Genomic DNA, 22,606 nt, shown 5'->3' with positions numbered 1-22,606 from the left:
GCAACAAAACGCACATATATTGTAAGCTTTCATATTCCTTTACCGCATAGGAAGGCGCGATGCAGCCGACATATGCGGCGTAAAATCTGTTCAAGAATGAATATCCATTGCAGATACGAGGCGAATCAAACAGATATAAAAGGAGGATGCTATGATTCATTATATCGATGATGATCGAGGGCTGAGGGCGGATGTTTTTATTGAAATGGCAAATCAGGTATGGCCCGGTTCTTATGATACAAAGTTGATGCAGGAAGCCATAGGCAGAACGATCAATGTTACTGCATGGGATCATCAGAAGCTGATTGGTTGTGTCCGTATTTTAACCGATGGTTATCTGTTTGGCACAATATCAGAAATACTTGTCTTAAAAGAATACCAAAAACAGGGGATCGGGAAAGAACTGATGCGGCGCGCGATAAATATTTCTCCAACATCGTTGTTTTTTGGCGCGCAGCCGGAGGCAGTGGGGTTTTATGAAAAACTCAAATTAGAAAAATCATTGCAATCGTTTTATGTTAATAAGAAGAAAAAATAGACGCTTTATTCTTTCGCAATAATACGTTTTGCCTTTGTCTCAACAGCAAAGAGCATATAGACAATGAATTCATGCGCCCCGCCCCCTGTAGTTGCAGAGTTCCGGAGCCGATGCGCCGCTTTAGAGGCAAGAAGCAGGCGCCTGTTCTTATCCTTTCGTAAAAAGCGGCGTTCCCACGCGGCTGATTCAGCCGGGCAGGAACGCCGTGTTTTCATTTCAGATGCTTTATGCGGTTCACCGTTTTTGATCAATTGTCAAAGAAGGAATCCCAATCAAAATTTCCGTCCTTGTCCTTGTTGTCTTCCATCACTTCTACCTTGAAGCTGTACGGCGTGTTTTCGTCGATCGGTTCCGCTGAAGCGGAGGCCTCCTCCGGCGTGATGCTGCCGCGGAACTTCACGTCCGGCTGTGCGATTTCCAACGGCACGGACGCGGCGGGTTCCTTGGGGATCGCGTCCAACGGAATCGCCTCTGTCTCTGCCGTGGGATCGGATGCGGGACCGGACACGGCGCGCTGGAACAATTCGTCGCTGATTTCAGCGTTCTCGTCCTCCTGCGCGGGCAGGTAGCCCTCCCGCTGCTGTTCGCCGCTGCTGTCGGAACTGATATCCATAAATTCGGTGATTTCGCCGGTATCGTAGACGAAGTCTTCGTCCTGGCGCTTTCCGGCAAAGAACTGCAGGTACACAAAAGCGCCGACGCCGCCCAGTCCAAGGACAATCAGAATGATGCCCGCGATCAAAGCGGTCGAAACGCCGCCGCTGTGTTCCGATTGCTCCTCCGGAGTACCGGGCCGTACGTTGCCGCCGGAGACATTATTGAAGACGGTTCCATCGGAAGGGCCGCTGACGGTCCCGCTGGTGAGCAGTTCGCTCCAGTCCTGAGAGGAGAGCATATCGGGATCGCTGACCGCCGCCGCCGCGCGGGAGGCGTTGCGGTTGATCTCCGCGTTATCTGTCGGCACATTGTCGACCGGCTTTTTGCTGGGGGTCGGCTCTGCCGGCTCAACCGGTTCGGCCGGTTCCTCGGATTCGCTGCTTTCGCCGGAGGACAGGCCGTCTCCCTCCCCTTCACTGCCGGACGGCAGGCTGACGGTGCCGTCGGGGTTCAGCGGGTCGCCGGATGGGACTGAGGCGTTGGGGTCATTCGGGTCGACAACCGGAGGAAGGTTCGGGTCCGTTTCACCCGGAGAAGTCACGGGTGCGTTCGGGTCGAACGGCGCGTTGGGGTCCGTCACCGGGGGAATGGGATCGGTTATCCCCGGCACCGTCGGGTCTGCCGGGTCCGGAGTCGGCGTTACCGGATCCGGGGTGGGTTCTACCGGCGCGGTCTGCGTGTTGGGGTCCGTGACAGGGACCTCCGTGGCAAACGCCGTGACGGCAAAGACCGAAACGGCAAAGGCAAGGGCGAACAACAGGGCCGCCGCTTTTTTTGTCCGTTTGTTTCGGGTCGTTTTTCTCATCGATTCACTCGCTCTCCTATCGAAGTCCGGGCAATTTCTGCCCGGAGAGTTTAAAGCCGCAGTTTCTAACATCATATCACAAAACCGGGCAAAAATACAACTGCCATTTCGATATGCGAACAAATTCCTCCGCGCATGATGGAAAAGACGCAACTTCGATTGAAAACAGCCGGTTCCGATGCTATAATGGAAAAACAATTTGCACGGCAGGAGTGGTAATTTTGGCAGTCAGTATTACAACGGACAGCGCCTGTGACCTGTTCCCGAACCTATACAAGCAATACCGGATCGAGGTGGTTCCTCTGTACCTCTCTCTGGAGGGTAAAAACCTGCGCGACGTATTTGAGGTAAATCCGGACGATCTGTTTGAAAGCTTTGCACGCACGCGGAAGCTGCCCACTACCTCCGCGCCGCCGCCGGCGGACTTTTTTGCCCTGTTTAAACGGCTGGTGGAAAACGGCGACGACGTGGTGCATCTGGCGATGAACGGCAAATTCTCTTCCTCTTATCAAAACGCCCTGTTGGCCGCGCAGGAATTTGACAACGTCTATGTGGTGGATACCTGTACCCTGAGCAGTGCGCTGGGACTGCTGTGCCTGCGCGCCGCGGATATGCGGGACGCGGGAAAAAGCGCAAAAGAAATCTACGAAACGATGCTGATAGAGAAAGATAAAATCCGCACGCATGTGCTGCTGGATACGCTGGAATATGCGTATAAGGGCGGACGTGCCACCATGCTGCAGATGTTTGGCGCGAACCTGTTGAAACTGCGTCCCTGCCTGCTGCTGGACCATCACGGCGTCTTGAGCGTGGTCAAGAAATTTCGCGGCAATTTTGCCCAGACGGCGAAGGAATACGCCCGCTATGTGCTGGACCGGCCCCGGATCGACGGGGAGCGCGCGTTTGTGTCCACCACCGGCATGGATCAGTCCCTGTTCGACAGCGTTGTGCAGACAGTGAAGGACAGCGGCGTATTCCGGGAAGTGCTCACCTCCCGCGCGGGCTGCGCCATGAGCTGCCACACCGGCCCGAATACGCTGGTGATTTTTTATAAGGAAGCCTGACGGAACCAGAGGCCCGTATATGGGCCGGAAAGGCGGTACCGATGAACCGTAAAGTCAAAATTGTGGCGGACAGCACCTGTGATCTCTCGCCGGAGCTGCTGCGGAACTATCAGATTGACGTGATTCCGCTGCCCGTGAACCTGGGCGATAAGCCCTGCCTGGACGGCGTGGACGTTCATACGTCGGACCTGTTCTCGTATTATGAAGAGACGGGCAGGCTGCCCACCACCTCCGCGCCCACGCCCGCCTATTACGAAGAGCTGTATGCGAAATGGGCGGAAGAGGGCTGGGACGTGGTCCACCTGAGCATCAGCCTGGACCTGACGAGTACGCACCGCATGGCGAAAATGGCCGCGGAGAAGTTCGACTGTATTTATCCGGTGGACTCGCGCAACATTTCCTCCGGTATGGGCCTGCTGGCGTTGCGGGCGGCGGAATTGCGGGACGAGGGGCTGTCCGCACCGGAGATCGCCGCCCGCATTGCATCGCTTGCGCCCAAGGTGCGCACCTCCTTTGTGTTATCCACGCTTCTTTATATGTACAAGGGCGGACGCTGCACGGGCGTCCAGGCGCTCGGAGCCAACCTGCTGAATTTAAAGCCCTGCATCGAACTGCAAAACGGCAGTATGGGCGTGACGAAAAAGTACCGCGGGAATCTGTCCGCCGTCGCCGTGCGTTTGGTGGAAAATAAACTCAAAGACGCGAAAAATGTCGATTGTTCCCGTATCCTGATTACGCACTGCCAGGCGGAGGACGCGCTGGACAAAGTGCGGGAAGCGATCCGTGCCTGCCAGCCGTTTGAAGAAATCTGTGTAACGGACGCCGGGTGCTCCGTTTCCGTACACTGCGGGCCGGGGACGCTGGGAATCATTTATTTGGAAAAATAGCATGCGGCCGGGAGAAAATCATACCTCTTTTTGCCGGGGGTTGCTTTCGTGGGGGAGACAGGCTATAATAACCTCACGCCGTAAGCGGAAGCGGAGCTTCCGACGGCTGGGAGAACATTGAATCATACCGGCAGGGAATAAACCGTTGGCTCCGGCTTTAATAAGGGGCGAATTCAGGAACGGGTATGATTGAATAACCTCACGCCGTAAGCGGAAGCAGAGCTTCCGACGGCTGAGAGAACATTGAATCATACCGGCAGGGAATAAAACGTTGGCTCTGGCTTTAATAAGGGCGGATTCAGGAACGGGTATGATTGAATAACCTCACGCCGTAGACGGAAGCAGAGCTTCCGACGGCTGAGAGTGGCGCCGCGCAAGGGAACGCGGACGAAATGGATAGAGAGATAGGAGAATTTGTAACATGAATACTGAAACGCCGGCAAGTATTATGCTCGGCAGCCAAGAGGATCTGCCGCGCATCTATGCGGACATGGAACAGCAGTTCCCGCCGGACGAGATGTACAAGTACAAAAATCTTTTGCAGCTGTTAAACCGCGATAAATATAAAATCCTGCTTTACAAGCGGGATTCCGACGGGGAGCTGCTCGGGTATGCGCTGGTCTATACGATTGAGGACAGCAATATCCTCTGGCTCGATTACATTGCGATTTTAAAGGAACACCAATCCCACGGGTACGGCAACCAGCTCTTTATGGCCCTGTGGCGCAAGTATTGCGACTGTGCGCTGTTTGACGGTATGATGTTCTCCGTGGAGCACATCTGCCGGAACAACCCGGAGCTGGCCAAGCGGCAGAAACGCCGGATCGCTTTCTATGAGCATCTGGGCGCGTACCGCCTTCGTGCGGAATTCCTGCTGCCGCACGACAACGGCGCCTTGCCGATGTACCTGTATTTCAAGCCGCGCCGCGGCCTGTGCAGTATCAGCCGTGCGATACAAATGCAGGCGATTTCGCAGATGTACGATTATTGCTTTTTCTACCTGAAGCACCGCAAGGAGCTGCTTGCCCGCTATAAACAGACCATCCGGGACGAGGTGTTTACGGAACAATGATCCCGTCGCGGATGGTAATCCGGCGCTGCGCCTGCCGCGCGATGGCTTCGTCGTGCGTGATCAGGAGAATGGTTTTTCCTTCCTGATGCAGCCCGTGCAGAATCTCCATGACCGCTGAACCCGACTTTGTGTCGAGATTGCCGGTCGGCTCATCCGCCAGAATAATGGGTGGCCTTGCCGCGATGGCGCGCGCAATGGCCACCCTTTGCTGTTGCCCGCCGCTCATTTGCCCGGGCCGGTGCCGCATCCGCCGTCCGAGGCCGACGCGCTGCAGCGCGTCCTCCGCCAGTTCCCGCCGTTCCTCCCGCGGAATCCTGCGGTAGGAGAGCGGCAGCTCCACGTTTTCCAGCGCGGTCAGGCCTGGCACCAGGTTGAATCCCTGGAAGATAAAGCCAATTTTTCGGTTGCGCACTTCGGACAGCTCGTCTTCGGAAAGGTCCTCGACGTTTTCGCCGTCCAGCAGGTATTCGCCGGCGGTCGGCACGTCCAGGCAGCCAAGCGTATTCATCAGTGTGGATTTGCCGGAGCCGGACTGCCCTACGATGGCGACGAATTCCCCTTTGTTTACGTCCATGGAAATGCCGTTGAGGGCGCGCACTTCACTGTCCCCTTCGTTATAAATCTTATAAATATTACGTATTGTAATGATATTTTCCATCATCTCACCCCGCCTGTTGTAGCTTGCCCCGGGTCGGGAAAAAGATACCGGATGGATTGCCAAAAGCTTTTACAATTCCGGCGGAATCCGGTATAATGATAAAGCAAAAATCTTTCTTTTTATCTGCTGTTTGTAAAAGGCTTATTGTTGTTTTTGGCAAAAACAGGAATGGTGCATTTTTGGAAGAAAGGATGGGGGCCCCATCAGAAACCGGACGATGCCGGTGAAGCGGCAGGGCCTTGCAACGAAAAGGAGAAAACGTTTATGGAGTATGAAGATAAGAAATATTCTGTGGTTAGAAAAACCGTCAAAACAGGAATCGGCTTTGGAAGCGCATTGGCCATGGTGATCAGTTATGTCACATGGGAATCCATCGGGTGGGCCATTTTTCACGGTGTTCTGGGCTGGCTCTATGTCATATATTATATCTTCCAATACGGCTGGAGCTGAAGGATCGGCCAACACCCGCAGCGTGTGCGTCTGCGCCGGTGGGAAGTGATGCAAAGCCGGAACAGTGAACAGGGGCGGCTGATGGTCGCCTGCAAGTACATGAAGGATTTGAAAAATCAGAACAGATGAATACAGGCGCGGCGGTTTCCGTGCCGGAAGAAAGGGTCGTTTCAACATGCTGAATCCATATTGGAAACAATTTAAAAGTGGGACGGATATCCGCGGCGTTGCCAGCGAGGGCGTCGCCGGGCAGGCAATCAATCTGACCGACGACGCCATTGAAAAGATGGCGGCGGGATTTGTGCTCTGGCTGAGCGGCGCGGTCAAAAAAGAAGCGGACAAGCTGACGGTTGCGGTGGGCCACGATTCCCGCATTTCCGCGGACCGCATCCAGGCCGCCGTCACGCGTACGCTGACCGCGGCGGGCGTGCAGGTGCTGGATTGCGGGCTGGCCTCCACGCCGTCCATGTTCATGACCACCATCGACCTGGCGTGCGACGGCGCGGTGCAGATCACGGCCAGCCATCACCCGTTTAATCGGAACGGCCTGAAATTTTTTACAAAGGATGGCGGGCTGGACGGGCCGGACATTGAGCAGATCCTCACTTATGCGCAGGAAAGCAAAACGCCTGCCGCCGGACAGGGCAGCGTGAAAGCGGTAAACTATATGGCGGACTATGCCGCGCGCCTGCGGGAAATGATCCAAAAAGGCGTGAACGCCGCCGATTATGCGCATCCGCTCGCCGGGTTCCATATTGTGGTGGACGCGGGCAATGGTGCGGGCGGCTTTTATGCGCAGGATGTGCTGGCCCCGCTCGGCGCGGACGTCTCCGGCAGCCAGTTCCTGGAGCCGGACGGCATGTTCCCCAACCATATTCCGAACCCGGAAAATGAAGAAGCCATGCAGTCCATCTGCAAAGCGGTTCTGGACGCCAAGGCGGACATGGGCGTCATTTTTGACACGGACGTGGACCGCGGCGGCGCGGTGGACGCACGCGGCGAGGAGATCAACCGGAACCGTCTGGTGGCGATCGCTTCCGCGATTGCGCTGGAGGGCAACGACGGCGGCACAGTTGTGACCGATTCGATTACCTCCAGCGGCCTGAAGCTGTACATCGAAGAGACGCTTGGCGGAAAGCACCACCGCTTCAAGCGCGGCTATAAGAACGTCATCAACGAGGCGGTACGCCTGAATCAGGAGGGCGTCAACTGCCCGCTTGCCATCGAAACCTCCGGACACGCGGCCCTGCGCGAGAATTATTTCCTCGACGACGGCGCGTATCTGGTCACGAAGATCATCATCCAGATGGCGCGCCTGCGCGCGCAGGGCAAGACGCTCGACTCCATGCTGGAAACGTTGCAGGAGCCGGTGGAGTCCGCGGAGCTGCGGTTCCCGATTCTGGAAGAGGAGTTCCGTCCCTGCGGCGAACAGGTCATCGCCGGCCTGGAGCAGTATGCGGAGGAAAACGGCTGGGATATCGCGCCGGACAACCGCGAAGGCATCCGCGTTTCCTTTGGCAAAGAGACCGGAAACGGCTGGTTCCTGCTGCGTCTGAGTGTGCATGACCCGATCATGCCGTTGAATATCGAGAGCGACAGCGCGGGCGGCGTCCGTGTGATCGCGGAGCAGCTCAACCGCTTTTTACAGACCTGCAAGGGCCTCGATTTAAAGGCGATCGATCAGTTTCTGGCGTGACAGTGAAATCGCATTATACTTTTATGAAACAGGCCCCAGAGAAGCGAATCTCCGGGGCCCTTCTGCGCGTATTCAAATAGTTGCGATTTGTTTGCTTTGGGAAAATATAGTGGACTTGGTAAACGAAAATGAGGGGAAGAAAAGGATGTTAATACACTTTAATGAACAGCAAGAGAGAAAAATGCCTGGGATGAATGGTGGAACAGGAGAAATGTCCGCAAAAATGTTTATGGATGAGGATGGAAAAATCATTCCATGTAGAATTCATAAAGGCGGTTCTATTGGATTACATGGCCATCCTGCAAGTGATGATATCAATTTTATTATTTCGGGAACAGGAAAAGCAGTTTGTGATGGTGAAGAAGAGCTGCTTACTGCAGGAAATTGTCATGTTTGTAAAAAGGGTTCGGAGCACAGTATTGTCAATACGGGTGACGAGGATTTGGTTTTGCTGACCGTAGTTGTCGAACGGTAACATTCTGTCTATCGCTCTGATTTTGCGCTTTATGCCGCTTGAGGTAGCGATTCACACAATAAAGATGTTATTTACCCGCCTCTGTCGCTTTGCGGCAGGCTTTTCTTCTGGCAAACGGACTCATGCGGTGACGCGAGCAGCCGTTCCCGCCGGAAACGGTAGTGCAGGAAGCCGGTGACGTCCGCCAACAGCCAGCCGATGGGGATCGTCCACCAGATGCCCGTCAGGCCGATCTGTGGAATGGGCGCAAGCGCATAGGCGAACGCAACGCGGGCGCCAAGGGAGAGAACCGTCAGCAGGATGGACATCTGCGCCTGTTCCAGCCCGCGGTAAAGCCCGTAAAGGAGGAACAGCAGCCCGATTCCCACATAGCAGCTGCCTTCAATCCGCAGGTACTGGATGCCGATCGCCAGAATCTCTGTTTCGGAGGGCGACACGAAGACCGTCATGAGCGGGCGGGCAAAGACTGCGACGAGCAAAGAGATTCCCAGACAAAAAGCTGCCACACCCAGAACGGAAGCGCGCAGTCCCGAAGCGATTCGATCGCCTTTGTGTGCGCCGCGGTTCTGCGCCGCGTAGGTGGAAAAGGCGTTGCCGAATTCCTGTACCGGCAGGTAGGCGAAGGAGTCGACCTTGACCCCCGCGGCAAACGCCGCCATCGCCGCCACGCCAAAACTGTTGACCAGCCCCTGAATCAGCAGGATGCCAAAGTTCATAATCGACTGCTGGATACTGGATAAAACGGAGCATTGGACAATGCGCGCCATCAATCGACGGTCAAACCGCAGGGAATCGCGCGTCAGGCGGAACGCGGGGACCCGCAGGATGCTGTAGATCAGGACGACTGCCGCCGACAGGGCCTGGGCAGCCACCGTCGCGTAGGCAGCGCCCGCGACGCCCATCCCCAGCGGCAGTACAAACAGAATGTCCAGCAGCACGTTCAAAAGCGCCGCCGCTGCCAGCGCGATAAGCGGAAGGGCCGAGTTGCCGATGCTGCGCAGAGCTGCCGCAAAAAAATTGTAGAGGAATGTAAAGCCGATCCCCCAGAGGATAATTTGCAGATAGGCGCGGGTGTCCGCCCAGAGTACGTCTGGAATTTTTAACAGCGCCATAATCCACTCGAGGCCGCAGGCCGCAAGAATAAAAATCACCGCGCTTACCAGTGCGATGAAAAGAAAGGCGTTAAAAAGGCTCCGGCGGAGCTCCTCTGTCTGGCGCGCGCCAAAGAAAATGGAAAAGATTACGCCGCTGCCCATGCAGAGTCCCAATACCACAGAGGTCAGAAAGACCATCAGCGTATAGGAGGAGCCGACCGCTGCCAGCGCGTCCGCTCCGATGAAGTGGGAGACGATCAGCGTATCGACCACGTTGTAGAGCTGCTGGAGCAGTGCGCCGCCCATCATCGGCAGGGAAAACCGCAGGATCGCGCCCGCCTCGCTCCCCTTTGTCAGGTCGCCGCGCATATAACCACCTGCTTTCATTATGCAATTATTTTATTGCGTTTTGTACCTGTTAGCCAGTTTATCATAGGATATAAGCAATGTCAATCTTGCGAATAGAAATACCCGCCCTTGCGTTTGATCTTCAAATGCGATAAAATAAAAAAATAACGGAGGGATGCTGGCATGTATTTGAAAGGGCTGGATGAGCTTGACCGGAAAATCATTGCGCTGCTGACCGAAAACGCGCGGATGTCCTACTCGGACATTGGGGAAACGGTGGGCGTTTCCCGTGTGGCGGTGAAGGCCCGGATCGACGCGCTCGAAAAGCGCGGCGTCATCGAAAGCTACACGACGATCATCAACCCGCAGAAAATTGGCAGCGCCGTATCCGCTTACTTTGAGATCGAGACGGAACCCGCGCAGCTTCAGGCGGTTGCGGACGCGCTCGACGGCTGCGATACCGTCACCCAGATCTACTTTGTATCCGGCTGCTGCAGGCTGCACGTCCATGCGGTCGCCGCGAGCAGCGAAGAGCTGGAACGGTTCCTGCAGGATTTTCTCTACCGGCTGCCCGGGATTGTAAAGCTCAGCTGCAATATCATTCTAGCCCGCAAAAAGGACGTCAAAGGCCTGCGCCTGTGAGCCTGATTTCACGGTGAAACGGCCAGGGATGCCAATGTTCGTTATGCCGGCGGTTCCATTGCCGGAAGGGCTTGTACGGGCAAAATGCTGGAAAAGCCGTCCCGTTTGCTGTGACGATGGATAGTAAAACAGAAGCAAAGCCCCGGAGAAACATTCTCCGGGGCTTTGCTTCTGTGCGTTTGGTTCGGGCGGCTCATAAAATCCTCTGTCTGATTGAATAAGTGGGATCAGGCGGTACGCGCGGGCGGCAGGATTTCCGCTTGCGCCTTCGGGCGGATCAGAACAAACGGCGTCAGCTCGCGGAAATTGTTGGCGGGGTTGTCCCGGATGATCTGCGCCAACTCCGCGTTGGACAGGGTCAGGTCGTCCGACTTGCCAAGGACTTCCACGCCGTAGTCGTTTGCATCCACGACCATGCAGGAAATTCCCAGCGTCTCGTAGAGCTCCCGGCAGACGGCATGGGTGTTTTCGGGTATCTGGATGCCAAACTCGCCGTATTCCTCAAAGGCGTGGTCGTAAAAGCCGTCCAGCCCGCTGACCTCCCGGCCCGCGATCTCGTAAAATATGCCGTGTTTGCCCATCAGCTTCCCGATCCCGCCCATCAGGGAGGCGTACAGGATTTTTGCCCGTCCGCAGGCGTCGATGGCATACTGCATTTTATAGGGGCTGTCCACCCCGACGCCCGCTGTGCTGCGGGAGGCAAACCGGGACAGGAGCCGCGCCAGCGGACCCACATGCATATCCGATTTATAGACAATCCGTCCCTGGCACAGGGAGACAATTTTTTCGCTGATAGAAAGAATATCGCCCGGCTGGTAAATATTTTTAATGTACTCCTGCACCAATGCGGGCAGGCTTTCACCGACGCCGATAAAATGCGTCTTGACTGCATGGCGCAGGTAGGTTTTGCCGTTGGCCTCAATTTCAACCTGTTTGCCTTCGTTTGCGTAAAATTCCATCATAAAATCCTCCCGGTCTTCGTTATCCGTAGTATACCCGGATTTGCGGGAGCTTATGGAACGATTTCCTTAGCAAAAGCTTTCGATTTTCTTACAATCGGGTTACAGGCTTGTTGCCGGTAAAATTTGTATAAACCCGCGGAAACGCGGCAAAATAGAGGTTGCAGACAGACAATGAAACATAGAAAAGGATGTGAACCGTTTGGATACAAAAGTGACCGAACAGGAATATCAACAGATGACGCAAAAAGCGTCGCCCAATTCCAAAGTGTTCCGCAATTGTGTGGTGGCCTTTTTGGTCGGCGGTGCAATCTGCACGCTGGGACAGTTTTTGACGACGCTGTTTTTGATGCTCGATCTGCCGGAAAAACCGGCAAAGGCCCTTGTCTCCATCAGCCTGATCGCCCTGAGCGCGATTCTGACCGGACTGAACGTCTACGACAAGCTTGCCAAGCACGCGGGCGCAGGCACGCTGGTACCGATCACCGGTTTTGCAAACGCAATTGTTTCCCCGGCCATGGAGTTTAAGAGCGAGGGGTTCATCATGGGCCTGGGCGCAAAGATGTTCACCATCGCCGGGCCGGTGCTGGTATACGGCACCTGCGCTTCTGTGATTTACGGGCTGATTATCTTTATTCTGAATCTATACTGACAGGGAGGCAAATACCATGCCGACAAGAGTGGGAAGATACACCCTGATGCTGGACAAGAGCCCGGGGATCCTGGGCTATGCGTCCATTGCGGGAAAAAAAGAAAAAGACGGACCGCTGGGCGAATTTTTTGATACGGTGCATGACGATAATACGCTGGGCGAGGAGAGCTGGGAAAAAGCGGAGAGCCAGCTGCAAAAGGAAGCGGTGGAAGCCGCCCTGCAAAAGGCTGCGTTGGAGAGCCAGGACATCGACTGCATTCTGGCTGGCGACCTGTTGAACCAATGCATTTCCTCCACCTTCGGGCTGCGCAGCATGAGTATCCCGTTTTTGGGGCAGTACGGAGCATGCTCCACCATGGCGCAGACGCTGGGGCTGGCCTCCCTGTTTGTAGAGACGGGGATTGCAAACCGGGCGGTTGCGGTCACGTCGTCGCATTTCTGTTCGGCAGAGCGGCAGTTCCGCTTCCCGCTGGAATACGGCGGGCAACGCACGCCGACTTCCCAATGGACGGCGACGGCCGCGGGCGCGATGGTGCTGGGCGCGCCGGGACGCGGCGAAGTCAAGGTGAACGCGGTCACATTCGGAAGGATCGCGGACCTGGGCGTCAAGGACGCCAACAACATGGGCGCGGCGATGGCTCCGGCGGCTGCGCAGACGCTGAAGGACTACCTGTCCGACACCGATACCCGGCCGGAGGACTACGACCTGATCCTGACCGGCGACCTCGGCCGGGTGGGCTGCGACCTGATGCAGGAAATTTTGCGCAAGGGCGGCATCGACATCAGCACCATGCACAACGACTGCGGCCTGATGATCTATGAGCGCGAAGCGCAGGACGTCCACGCGGGCGGTTCCGGCTGCGGCTGCTCCGCCGCGGTGCTCAATTCGCTGGTGATGCGGCAGCTCTCTATGGGCGAGCTGAAAAAGGTGCTGTTCCTCGGCACCGGCGCGCTGATGTCCACAACCTCCTCCCAGCAGGGGGAGAGCATTCCCGGTGTGGCGCATCTGGTCTTTTTGGAGTCGCAGGTGAAATAATCGAAAAGCGTCCGGGGCAGACGGCTGAATGCACGCAGGATACAAGAGAATATACAGAGAAAGGGCGCCGTTGCAAAAACGGCGCCCTTTCTCTGTATATCCGCACCAGCCTCCGGGTTTATGTGGGGAATCATGTCAATGGCGAGCTTATGGAACTACTGCCGCAGTGGTAGTCAGGCGGCTATTTACTGCATCTATAGACGCATGGTGGCAGACCTTGCTGAAAGCGGAGGCTGTCTCCGGCCCTGTTCCGGGCTGAATGGGCCTATCCGGAAAAAACAGCTGGATGAACGCCGAAATCAGAACGTTTTTCTGCATCGCCGTTCCATTCTCTGGCCTTGTTCAGATTTTAGCAGAAGATGCGTTTTTCCATAAGGCGATATGAAATCAGCCCGGTCAATGGAAAGATTTTTACGGAAAGTAGCGGTTTACCATGTGCCGGGCCTGCTTTAGCCATTCTTCCCTTTCCGCACGGCTGCTGTCTGCAACAACTCGAAACATGATTCTGTCAAAAATGGGCACACCGCAGAAATCAAAGATGCAATCTTTCCAAAGGCGGTTGATCGGATCGCCGAATTTCTCAATCTCTCGCTTTTTCGGGGTATTTGAGGTGTTGAAGACAAGCCCTGTTTTTGCTTTCAAAAGCCCGATGGGAAGTCCGCCGCCAGTATCGCCTTCCGGAAAAGTATAAGCAATCGTTTCCCGCAATACCCGGTCAACCCAGCCTTTTAATATAGCTGGCGGTTGTCCCCACCAATTGGGGTGCACAATAATGATTCCGTCTGCTTCCCGAATCTCCTGTTGATGGAGTGCAACCAGAGGGTCTTTTGTCTGGTCGCTTATCAACTCTTCTTTTGGAATAACGGGGTTAAAATTTTCCCGATATAAGTCGTGGAACATAACGGTATGACCGTTTGCCTTTAATACTTTTATTACCGTTGCTGCAATGGCAGCATTAAAGCTGTTTTCATAGGGGTGTCCTAAAATAACAGATACGTTCATGCAATCTCCTTTGTTTTCTGCTGATGTCAATCAAGCATCCGAAAATAAACAGGGATTCGTTACCGAAGCTTTTCCTGTATGGAACGCTTGTCCTTTCGCCATAAAGGATACAGTTCTTCGTTCTCTTCCCACAATTCCTTTAATTCGGAGTTGTTGGAAAGAACAGCGTCAATCGCCTTTATTGCCTTCTGCTTGAGAGATGAAAAATCCAGATGCGTTAAGGATTCTGTCCATTTAAAATAATGATCTACATCGCATCTGTGATGAGTCCCGTTTATCGCACTGTCAATCACCGCGGCCGATACCAAGGCATAGTGCCCTTCATCATAATCGACATATTCTGCATGTATAACCGCATCAAAGTACCATTCCATATCAGCAATTATATTTGATGAAGCCATGATGTCGTCCAGCGCGTCATAAGCCGTATCATCATCAAACACAGCGTAATTCCATGCACCCATATAACGTTTTCCCTCCGTAAAATAGAAATTAGCTGTACTTTATTTGCCAAAAGTACAGCGCATGTTCATGCCGCAACCCGTGCGGCTGATTTCAGGTTGCTCCCTCTTTGTCGCTCTCAAAGGGAACGTCGCAGGCGGAAACAACCGCAATTCCGCATTTGTGGAACACCGGCGCCACGGCGCGTTCCTGGGTGGTGAAGATGGAAGCCCGCTTGAGATTTGGAAACTGCCGCAGCTCGGCCTCGTCGATGGCGTCGATGTCGAACAGGCCGTCTTCGCCGTCCCAGTTTGGGGCAAGCTGGCAGTTGATTTCGTCCCCGCCGTCCATGTCGATCTCGGTGATCTCCGGGGCCAGCCGGGCGGGGATGGGGTAGCGCCGGAACCAGCTGGCCGCTTCCGGCACCATGCCGTCATAGCCCTCGGCCGCCGGGTCAATTTTACGGCGGGCGTATTCTCCGGCAAATTCCCAGATATTGAACTTCGGTTCCAACAGGCCCTTTTCAAACATCAGCACATTCATCACCGCCAGCTTGAAATTCAGGTTTTTAAATTTCAGGACCGGCTCGTCCAGCTTAGGAAGCTTGTATTTACAGGTCTTCCCCTTTGGTTTCGGTGGGACATAGGAGAGCTCGATATGGCTGGCATGGTACGCGAGCATTTCCCGGAGTTTGTCGTCCCCGCCGTCTGGAACGGGGCCGGGCAGACAGGTGAAGAGGGTGAAGCAGCCCAGTCGGAGGGTGTGGATGGAACCGAAAGGCTCCCAATTCGCCTCGGTGTAGTCCTTGCCGCCAATCAGCACCTCCCCGTCAAACGGTTTTGCGGGAAGATTGCGCTCATGGGTGGAAAGGCAGATGGAAAGATGATCGATCCCCGTCTTTTCCTCGTTCACCCGGCCCTGGATGCCCAGCGCGTCCCATACGTAGTAAAGGGCGGTATAGGGGTGTTCCTCGCCGGTGGCCGCGTCCCTGCGGACACCGGACTTTACCGCAATGCGGGCCGCACCCAGGGCATCCGTTGTCTGTTCCAAGGAGAAAGGCGGGACCAGTTTCTTTCCGCAGATCACGAGATGCTCTCTCTTGATAGAAAGCTGCTGCCCTTTGGGCGGCAGGGTATGGGGGATGTCCGGGTAGGGGTCACGATAGCGCAGCCATTTTCCCAGCTTCTCCGGCTTATTGGCAGAGCGCAGAAAGCCCCAAAAATCTTCCGGCTCGTGGAGGATGCTGCCCGCCTCTCTGTGCCGCGTGGCGATCACCACGCGGCCGTCCGGCAGAGCGGCGATTTGATCGGGCTTGTGGGGGCCGAACATGCCGGACCGGATGCGCAGGATCTCTCCGGTTTGCTGGTTCCAGAGCTGGGCAAAATCGGTGCGGAAGTCGTCGCCGGAATTGTAAATCAGCGCCCAGTCGCCGGTGAAGGGACGCAGCTTCAGGTTTTCACCCATGCCGGGCAGCGGGACGATCTTACAGCGCCCAGTGTCCATGTCCAGATCAAAGAGGTTGCCCTTCGTGTCGCCGCTGCCCCAGGTCTCCCGGATCATCAGCAGGCGGGGCGTCCCTGGGATGGGAATGCTGTTGCCCACCTCGTCGTAATCCTTCATGCGCAAGGGCCTGTATAAATTCAGGTCGTTGTTTTCATAGCAGGTCAGCCGGCTGTCCCGGCGGTGGCGCTGGGCGAAAATGCGCCCCAGCCCGTCGGCGGCAAGCTGGCATCCCTCATCGCTGGGAGACAAAATAAATCGCTGGGTGTTCTGGCAGCGCCGCTCATTCATTGTGAGGAACAGGATGCTTTCCTCGTCCCCTGTGCAGAGGGTATCACCCAGCCAGTAAAGCCCGCCCAGCTTGCTCATGGACCGGGGGGTGAGGTGCAGCCAGTCGTTGACTTTGGCAGGGTCCTTGCCGCCGATCACCTCTTGGGCGTATTTTGCAGAATAGATGGCGGCGTAAAAGTCCAGTTTCGGGGAATAGGTAAGCGCGCGGAAGTCCGCCCACTTGACCTTGATGGGCTCCAGCGGGCGCTTTCGCAGGTCGGCCACAAATTTTCCCTGCTGTTCTTTGTTCTTTGCCATCCAAATGCCGCTGGCAAAGTTTCCTGCAATTTCCTGTACGGTGTAGCAGGCGTCATCCGGAAAACGGCTGTCCCGGCAGGGCATCAGCGGTTGGGTATCCTGTTCTTTGGCAGGCTGCCCCCAGGCGCGGCCCCGCTGCTTGATCAGCTTAAAATAGCGGCCCTCTTTGCGGCACTGCTTTTCAAAGGTATCCTTTTCCGCCTCCGGAATAAGAACGAACAGGTATTCGTCCTCCTCGTCGAAGTCATAGAGGCCCCAGCCGAAGGCGGTCAGCTCCTGGCCCAGTGCCCGCACCCCATATTCATGCGAAAAGGGCCTGTATTGGAGGGCAACAGCGTCAAACCGTTGGTCGATAAGGGCTGGGATTTCCCGGCCCCAATTGCGGCGCAGTTCCGCCAGCGTATCGCCCACCTCGCCGTCAAAGTTGAGGATGTCCAGTGCGGTTTCCTCTAAATAAGTAAGGTCAAACATGGAGTCCTCCCTCTGATACCGCCTGCTTATGCCTGAAAGCCGATTTTTCGGGCGGCGGGCCATGGGCAGTCTCTCCACTGTCCCTCGTCGTCCTCCGCCCGCCCGATCAGCAGGTCGGTGGCGGCGTCGGCCAAAAAGCCCAGGTAGCTCTCCGCTGCGACGTCCCCGCAGAGCAGTTTCCACATCAGTCCGCCGAACAGGTAAGATTGGGCAAATTCCCGCCAGCTGTGCAGTTCTTCCGCCGCCCGCTGGGAGAGGTCCCACAAAATTCCCACCGCTTCGCCTTCGGTAAGCCAGCCGAGGTAGCAGCCCCAGCGGGCCAGCATGGCCGCCCGGCCCACATCCCAGCCTGTCATAAAGCCCGGAGTGAAATGCGCTTTGTAATGCTGTGCGAACCGCCAGCCCCGGCCGATAGATTCACATTCCTCTTCGTCGGTTTCGTCCAGCAAGTCCTCCGGAGAAGCTGCCTCGCAGTATATCCGGTAGCGCAGGGTGTAACCCTCCCGGGTCAGATAGCGAATGGTGTCCAGCAGTTCGCCGCGCCCATTGACGCCCCAGGAGCGGCGCACCAGCGAAACGATCTGCTGCTCCATCACCGGAATATGTTCCTCCACATCCATGCCGTCTAATTGGTGGTCGTTCAAATGGGAGATGATGCCGGAGAGCAGGATGCCAAACTGTGCCCAGCGGGGATCGTCTTTGGCATAGGGGCTTGGTTCCGGTTCCGGCAGCGTCTCAAGCTGTGCCAGCCTCTCGTCCAAAATGTTGTACAGTTCTTCTTCCATTGCAAAGTCCAGCTCCCGGTCTTCGTCTTCCGCATCCTCGCCGTCCTCCATCGCCAGCGTTTCCAGAGCCGCGGCGATCACGCCCATGTCCTCGCCAAAGAGCTGGTCCATCATGCCCTCCACGCCCAGGGCGGCTGTCTCAGACACCTTTTCGTCCACCAACTGCTGGATTAACGCTTCGTTGTCCGCCATCTGCGCCATTGCCTCCGGGCTGAACATCTGCCCCAGAATCTCCACCTGACGCTGTTGGTTGGCGGCAGCCTGCGCTTCCGTCTCCTGCTGCCGGGCGGCTTTTTCCGCCTTCGCTTTTTCTGCGTCCTCCCGCATCTGTTCGGCGATCTTCTGGCTTTTCTCTATGGACTCATTGAGCTGCCGGGATGCAGCCTCGCTGGCCTCCTGGGCCCGCTTCATGATTTCCTCAATGTCAAACATGCTTATTACCCTCCTCTGTATCTTTTTCCGGAGGAAGAGCGTGCCATACCTCCGGTTTTCTTTTTTGAAAAAGCCGCTTTATTCCGCCCAGCACACCCTCCACAAGATGGAACCAGACCTTTCCGGCGATAAAAACCACGATCAGGACGGCCAGTACTGCGCCGATCTCTCCCCAGGGCATATCCGAACTTCCTTACTTGGTCTGGAAACGGGTCATGAAGAAGTCGGTAAACTCCCTGACTTCCGCTTCCTGGGACACATAGATATATAAGCTTTCGTCTTCCAGCCAGTCGTAAATGTTGATGCCGATGTAGCCTTTCCGGTCCGGATAGATGATGAAGGCGTCGGTGGGGTATTTGTTGCGGTAGGCCTTATGGATGTCTGCGCGGCGGTAACAGGTGGGATCGCCGCAGCCGGAGAGGTCAGGGACGGTGGGGACCACGACAATGGTTTCGCTGGCCTCGTTCCAGCCCACAATCAGGTTGCCGATTTTGCTCTTGCTGCCGTGAACCAGACCATAGTTGAAGCGGCTCACGTCTTCGGTAAAGCCAAATACCAGTTTGTAATCGCTGCCGTTTTCCACCACCTGGTTAAAGAGCGCCCGCATCTTCTTGCAGTTGGCGTCGCTCTTAGCCTCATCGATCTCCAGTTCCTTCCCAAACAATCTGTCAAAAATACCCATGATCGTTTACCTCCATATGTTATGATGTTTTAATTTACTGTCTGCGCAGGGTTTCCATATAGTTAAGGATAGCGTCAATTTGAAAACCGGCCATTTCATCGGCGGCGTCTGCAAAGAGGAACGGCAGGGTTTCGGGAATCGCTTTGCGCAGGATGGCGGCGGAGAACACCAGATTGCCGAGCAGTTTTACCCCGGGCTCCCCGGTGTGGATGCCGAAGGTATGCAGCAGTTCCGTAAAGAATGTAAGCCGTCTTTCCAGAAAGGACTGCCGATTTTCTCCCGACAGACATTTGAACAGCGCCTGTTGTTCCTCTACGCTCAGAATGGTAAAGCCGCTCTGTTTGCCATAGCAGATGGTGTGCAGAAACTGCCGGACTCCCTCCCGCCAGCTGAGTTCGGGGTCGTTCATCAGCCTTTGCGCATATGCCAGCAATTGCGGCTGCTGGCAATAGAGCGCCTGGACCACCAAGTCCTCTTTGGCGGGGAAAAAGGAGTAAAAAAAGGTGCGTGAAATCCCGACGCGGGTATAGATTTGCTCAACCGTCGTATGTTGAATGCCTTGCCGGGAAAAGAGTTCCAGACCTGTGTCAATCAGCGTTGCCCTGATTGCGTCCCGTTCCTCTTCAGAATAGGCTATTTTAGGCACTGTGGTCCCCTCCGTTTCAATGTGAATAATAAATACAAAATTATAATTTTGTATTTATTATATCAAGCCAAAACGAATGATGCAAGAGAGAACGCCGCAAATTTCTTTTTATTAGCAGACCATGAGAGAGTGGCTGCAATTTTTTGGATGAGCCTGTTACCTTTCGTAAGATTATGGAACAGAAGAGAAAAACAGCGTGACAGTGCAAACTGTCACGCTGTTTTTCTTAAACTTAAAAATTGGGTTGCGTGGTCCCGGTAAATTCGGAAGCGCTTTTTTCAGTAAAATAGCAGACTGTATTTACCCGTCCAGAAGACTTTCCTTCTTTTCCAGGACTTCCAGCATCAAACAGGTGCCCAATGTGAAACCATGTGCGTACAGATCAGCATCTTCACAATGTGCTGCGGTTTCGTACAGACCTTCTAACTCTTGAAATCTTTTACAGTCGTCTAGTGACATTTTCTCCATAAAGTATCGTTTTTCATTCTCGATTTTTTTGTTAATGGCCCGGTATTCAGCGGTTATGTCTGCCCGCCGCTCCCATGGAATAATTCGGCCGTCAAACAAAGCTTCCATCATACGTTGCATTTCCAACACTCTTTTCCAAATATCTCGACCACACCTTGAAAGAAATTACGGCGCATGGTATGATATTTACGCCGTTATTGCCTTCAGGCATGTCGGTGTGGGGAAGTGGCGTGTGTCTGTTGTGAGGACCGCCGCTTCCTTCATTTTTTCAGGTCACCCCGCAGCTTTTTGATCGCCCGGCGCACCGCTTCCATAGCGGTTACATTTTCCTGTTTGGTATATGCGTCGAGGATCTCTTTGCTTTCGACATCCAACCGTGCGTAAACGCGGTACGGTTTGGGGTTGTCCGTGGGACGGCCCATTTTTTTGTCCGCCATTGTACACCTCCTTTTATGAACGCCATAAGTATATACTATTGGCGTTCATAAGTCAAGAGTGCTGCTGATTTAAAAGTTTGTATCATATAAAAAGAGCTGATTCCTTCTCTTTGGGCGGAAGAATCAGCTCTTTTTTATATTTTGGGCGGTAATATAGCCCTAGGGATTTTGGGTTTTCTGAGAAGCGCACAAAAGATTCCTGCTGTTTTTATTTGGCCTCAGTGGGAAATACGCAATCATGACGATTGTTGGGACGTTTCTCATCGCAAATAACCAGCGCCGCGGTTTTTTGTCTGTCCTGCACAAGCACTTAAAGCGCTGTTCCCTTTGCCGGAATAGACAGCCGGGACAAATCCACCCCTTCCAATTCTAAAAGCTGGATCTTTTTGGCGATCCCCCCGGCGTAGCCGGTTAAACTGCCGTTGGCTCCCACCACCCGGTGGCATGGAATGATGATGGAAATGGGATTGTGGCCTACGGCGCCGCCCACTGCCTGGCTGGACATGGTTTTTCTGCCGGAACGCTCCGCTGCTTTTTTAGCGATAGCGCCGTATGTGATAACCTCTCCATATGGAATCTGACATAAAATGTCCCATACGCTCTGCCGGAATGCGCTGCCGATGGGGCGCAGGGGAAGTTCGGAAATGTCCGGCTTTTCTCCGGAAAAATACCGGTTCAGCCAGTCCTTCGCAGCGTGGAACAACGGCAGATCATCGTTTCTTGTCATAACATCCGGAATGGAGTTTCCAAAGTATTTCTGCCCCTGTATCCAGAGACCTGTCAGATTTTCTCCGTCACAGGCCAGCGTGAGCTCTCCAACGGGAGAAGCGCAGGTTGTAATATAAAACATATCAGACACTCCTTACCGTGTATTCTGTAAATCAATTATAACAGGATTATGTGCAGTATGTCCGGTTCGTCAAGGGGATATCCTGAAAGATTCTTCCGGATGGGGCAGACGAAACATACTTTAGTAAAGCTGTGATCCGGATGAGTGGAAGAAATTACAATATGGATAATGCAAAAACAGGATGCTTCCTATACGAAAAGGACAAGCCTGGTGAAAAAGGCTTGTCCTCCTGTGTTTTTACGTTATTATGTGTGGTTGCCATGTTTTGCGCCGGTCCATGAGCCGGGTGCTGTGTTCCTGCGGCCGGCAAAAACGACCGGTATCCCGAGCGGCGGCCCAAAAACAAAGCCTATCCGCGTTTTTCCAAAGTCACTCTTTTATCCGGAGATGCTCCGTTCTGTGCAATCCCCCTGTCGCAGAGCTGGACGAACTCCTGCGCCAAAGCCTGGTTCTGCGGCTGTACGGGGATGTAGAACGGCTCATTGGACGCGCAGTCAATTTGGATCATGTACCAGCCGTTTTCTCCGCCGGCCACGCTTACCTGCCGGACGGCGTTTTGACGGATGTAAAGCACTTCGATGTCGTTTTCCGCAATCTGCTGCGCGACCATCCCCTGATCCATCAGGGAAACCAGATATTCCGTCTCCTCGGGCCGCTTGAGGCTCTCCGCATTGCGCTTCTGCTGTTCCTTGGTAATCATTTTATCCCAGTAATAGGCGTAAATGCGGTCGCTGAATCGGTACATCAGGTCCAGATAGCTGCACATCTTAAAGGTGCGCCGGGACAGGCTGTCCCGGATTTGCGGCAGATTTTCCTCCATCACGGGGCGGTACGCGTTGAAATCGTTTTGCAGCAGCGTTGCCAGCATCGGATGGAACAGGAATTCCCGTGCGGCGTTAAAGTGCAGGGCCGCCTTTTTGACTTCCCCTGCGTCCTGGTAACAGACGACGAACCAGTTGTCCAGCAGGCGGTGAATATACTGGACGTAGAGGATGCTCTCTACCGTCCACTCGGTTTTTTCGATGAGCCCCTGCACCTTTTTAAAGGTCATCACGCGGTTTTCATGCCAGGCCAGCACGTATTCCGGTTTTTCGTGGACCCATTTGTTAGTCTGCGGCACATAAAGGATATTCTGGATCGGCAGGCCGCGCACCAGCTCCGCATTCACAACGGTGCGGTACGGCGAGGGGAGCTGATCCAGCGACTCGACCTGACGGGGCCAGGCGTCCTTTGCGCGGGAGGTATCAATTTTAAAGCTTCTTAAAAACATG

25 protein-coding genes are annotated in these 22,606 nt (G+C 54.7%); 10 read left to right on the top strand and 15 right to left on the bottom strand.

Going from position 1 to position 22,606, the window contains the following annotated elements; genetic code table 11:
• Window positions 1-151 precede the first annotated feature (151 nt).
• Window positions 152-538 (top strand): GNAT family N-acetyltransferase, encoded by a 387-nt coding sequence (locus tag I4V53_RS10230; RefSeq protein ID WP_195985590.1) that lies wholly within the window; start codon window positions 152-154, stop codon window positions 536-538.
• Between the two features lie 247 nt (window positions 539-785).
• On the opposite strand, the gene I4V53_RS10225 is transcribed toward I4V53_RS10230, so the two are convergent.
• Complete coding sequence (locus I4V53_RS10225; protein ID WP_195985589.1) at window positions 786-2,000, bottom strand: hypothetical protein; 1,215 nt, start codon at window positions 1,998-2,000, stop codon at window positions 786-788.
• Between the two features lie 221 nt (window positions 2,001-2,221).
• On the opposite strand from I4V53_RS10225, the gene I4V53_RS10220 reads away from it, so the two are divergent.
• From I4V53_RS10220 to I4V53_RS10210, 3 genes are all read left to right on the top strand, one after another.
• Window positions 2,222-3,064 carry a DegV family protein gene (locus I4V53_RS10220; protein WP_195985588.1) on the top strand — a complete coding sequence of 281 codons (843 nt, stop codon included), beginning with the start codon at window positions 2,222-2,224 and terminating at the stop codon, window positions 3,062-3,064.
• A 41-nt stretch (window positions 3,065-3,105) separates the two neighbouring features.
• Entirely contained in the window at window positions 3,106-3,951 is an 846-nt protein-coding gene (locus I4V53_RS10215) for a DegV family protein (protein ID WP_195985587.1), read from the top strand.
• A 421-nt stretch (window positions 3,952-4,372) separates the two neighbouring features.
• Window positions 4,373-5,023: a GNAT family N-acetyltransferase gene (locus I4V53_RS10210; protein ID WP_195985586.1), complete on the top strand. Its 651-nt coding sequence runs from the start codon at window positions 4,373-4,375 to the stop codon at window positions 5,021-5,023.
• Here the strand turns inward: I4V53_RS10210 and I4V53_RS10205 are convergent.
• Window positions 5,010-5,684, bottom strand: coding sequence for an ABC transporter ATP-binding protein (locus I4V53_RS10205; RefSeq protein ID WP_195985585.1), 675 nt, complete (start codon window positions 5,682-5,684; stop codon window positions 5,010-5,012). The genes I4V53_RS10210 and I4V53_RS10205 overlap by 14 nt on opposite strands.
• Before the next feature lie 261 nt (window positions 5,685-5,945).
• Here I4V53_RS10205 and I4V53_RS10200 point away from each other — a divergent pair, with 261 nt between their 5' ends.
• The 3 genes from I4V53_RS10200 to I4V53_RS10190 all read left to right on the top strand — a co-directional run bounded on the left by I4V53_RS10200 (window position 5,946) and on the right by I4V53_RS10190 (window position 8,302).
• On the top strand, window positions 5,946-6,131 hold the full coding sequence (locus tag I4V53_RS10200) for a hypothetical protein (protein ID WP_195985584.1): 186 nt from the start codon (window positions 5,946-5,948) through the stop codon (window positions 6,129-6,131).
• A 175-nt stretch (window positions 6,132-6,306) separates the two neighbouring features.
• On the top strand, window positions 6,307-7,827 hold the full coding sequence (locus I4V53_RS10195) for a phosphohexomutase domain-containing protein (RefSeq protein ID WP_195985583.1): 1,521 nt from the start codon (window positions 6,307-6,309) through the stop codon (window positions 7,825-7,827).
• Window positions 7,828-7,936: 109 nt separating this feature from the next.
• Window positions 7,937-8,302, top strand: coding sequence for a cupin domain-containing protein (locus I4V53_RS10190; RefSeq protein WP_353616507.1), 366 nt, complete (start codon window positions 7,937-7,939; stop codon window positions 8,300-8,302).
• 71 nt (window positions 8,303-8,373) lie between these two features.
• On the opposite strand, the gene I4V53_RS10185 is transcribed toward I4V53_RS10190, so the two are convergent.
• Window positions 8,374-9,765: an MATE family efflux transporter gene (locus I4V53_RS10185; RefSeq protein WP_195985582.1), complete on the bottom strand. Its 1,392-nt coding sequence runs from the start codon at window positions 9,763-9,765 to the stop codon at window positions 8,374-8,376.
• Window positions 9,766-9,927: 162 nt separating this feature from the next.
• Between I4V53_RS10185 and I4V53_RS10180 the strand changes: the two genes are divergently transcribed.
• Entirely contained in the window at window positions 9,928-10,386 is a 459-nt protein-coding gene (locus tag I4V53_RS10180; protein WP_195985581.1) for an Lrp/AsnC family transcriptional regulator, read from the top strand.
• Between the two features lie 227 nt (window positions 10,387-10,613).
• Here the strand turns inward: I4V53_RS10180 and I4V53_RS10175 are convergent, their stop codons facing one another.
• The gene (locus I4V53_RS10175) at window positions 10,614-11,348 is read right to left on the bottom strand and encodes a coenzyme F420-0:L-glutamate ligase (RefSeq protein ID WP_286167107.1); all 735 of its coding nucleotides are present in this window, start codon (window positions 11,346-11,348) and stop codon (window positions 10,614-10,616) included.
• 190 nt (window positions 11,349-11,538) lie between these two features.
• On the opposite strand from I4V53_RS10175, the gene spoVAC reads away from it, so the two are divergent.
• Both spoVAC and spoVAD read left to right on the top strand, forming a co-directional pair.
• Window positions 11,539-11,997, top strand: coding sequence for a stage V sporulation protein AC (spoVAC, locus tag I4V53_RS10170; protein WP_502709366.1), 459 nt, complete (start codon window positions 11,539-11,541; stop codon window positions 11,995-11,997).
• A gap of 16 nt (window positions 11,998-12,013) precedes the next feature.
• Window positions 12,014-13,033 (top strand): stage V sporulation protein AD, encoded by a 1,020-nt coding sequence (spoVAD, locus tag I4V53_RS10165; protein WP_195985580.1) that lies wholly within the window; start codon window positions 12,014-12,016, stop codon window positions 13,031-13,033.
• A gap of 411 nt (window positions 13,034-13,444) precedes the next feature.
• Here the strand turns inward: spoVAD and I4V53_RS10160 are convergent, their stop codons facing one another.
• From I4V53_RS10160 to I4V53_RS10110, 11 genes are all read right to left on the bottom strand, one after another.
• Window positions 13,445-14,035: an NAD(P)H-dependent oxidoreductase gene (locus tag I4V53_RS10160; protein ID WP_195985579.1), complete on the bottom strand. Its 591-nt coding sequence runs from the start codon at window positions 14,033-14,035 to the stop codon at window positions 13,445-13,447.
• 59 nt (window positions 14,036-14,094) lie between these two features.
• Entirely contained in the window at window positions 14,095-14,499 is a 405-nt protein-coding gene (locus tag I4V53_RS10155) for a DUF4259 domain-containing protein (protein WP_195985578.1), read from the bottom strand.
• Window positions 14,500-14,590: 91 nt separating this feature from the next.
• Window positions 14,591-17,035, bottom strand: coding sequence for a DUF6892 domain-containing protein (locus tag I4V53_RS10150; RefSeq protein WP_195985577.1), 2,445 nt, complete (start codon window positions 17,033-17,035; stop codon window positions 14,591-14,593).
• A gap of 26 nt (window positions 17,036-17,061) precedes the next feature.
• Window positions 17,062-18,252: a DUF1266 domain-containing protein gene (locus I4V53_RS10145; RefSeq protein ID WP_195985576.1), complete on the bottom strand. Its 1,191-nt coding sequence runs from the start codon at window positions 18,250-18,252 to the stop codon at window positions 17,062-17,064.
• Complete coding sequence (locus I4V53_RS10140; protein WP_195985575.1) at window positions 18,245-18,433, bottom strand: hypothetical protein; 189 nt, start codon at window positions 18,431-18,433, stop codon at window positions 18,245-18,247. The genes I4V53_RS10145 and I4V53_RS10140 overlap by 8 nt, the downstream gene beginning before the upstream one ends.
• Window positions 18,434-18,445: 12 nt before the next feature.
• Window positions 18,446-18,934, bottom strand: coding sequence for a hypothetical protein (locus I4V53_RS10135; protein ID WP_195985574.1), 489 nt, complete (start codon window positions 18,932-18,934; stop codon window positions 18,446-18,448).
• A gap of 34 nt (window positions 18,935-18,968) precedes the next feature.
• Window positions 18,969-19,580 carry a TetR/AcrR family transcriptional regulator gene (locus I4V53_RS10130; protein ID WP_195985573.1) on the bottom strand — a complete coding sequence of 204 codons (612 nt, stop codon included), beginning with the start codon at window positions 19,578-19,580 and terminating at the stop codon, window positions 18,969-18,971.
• 300 nt (window positions 19,581-19,880) lie between these two features.
• Window positions 19,881-20,168, bottom strand: coding sequence for a DUF6809 family protein (locus tag I4V53_RS10125; protein ID WP_195985572.1), 288 nt, complete (start codon window positions 20,166-20,168; stop codon window positions 19,881-19,883).
• 140 nt (window positions 20,169-20,308) lie between these two features.
• Window positions 20,309-20,485, bottom strand: a complete 177-nt coding sequence (locus I4V53_RS10120; protein ID WP_195985571.1) for a ribbon-helix-helix domain-containing protein — start codon at window positions 20,483-20,485, stop codon at window positions 20,309-20,311.
• A 310-nt stretch (window positions 20,486-20,795) separates the two neighbouring features.
• On the bottom strand, window positions 20,796-21,335 hold the full coding sequence (locus I4V53_RS10115; protein WP_195985570.1) for a methylated-DNA--[protein]-cysteine S-methyltransferase: 540 nt from the start codon (window positions 21,333-21,335) through the stop codon (window positions 20,796-20,798).
• A gap of 349 nt (window positions 21,336-21,684) precedes the next feature.
• A complete protein-coding gene (locus tag I4V53_RS10110) occupies window positions 21,685-22,605 on the bottom strand; it encodes a hypothetical protein (RefSeq protein WP_195985569.1) in 921 nt (306 codons plus the stop codon).
• Between the last annotated feature and the right edge of the window lies 1 nt (window position 22,606).

Origin of the sequence: Clostridium sp. D33t1_170424_F3, assembly GCF_015667585.1 — a bacterium.
Classification (GTDB): Bacteria; Bacillota; Clostridia; order Oscillospirales; family Acutalibacteraceae; genus Anaeromassilibacillus.
This window is presented reverse-complemented; position numbering and strand designations above follow the sequence as displayed.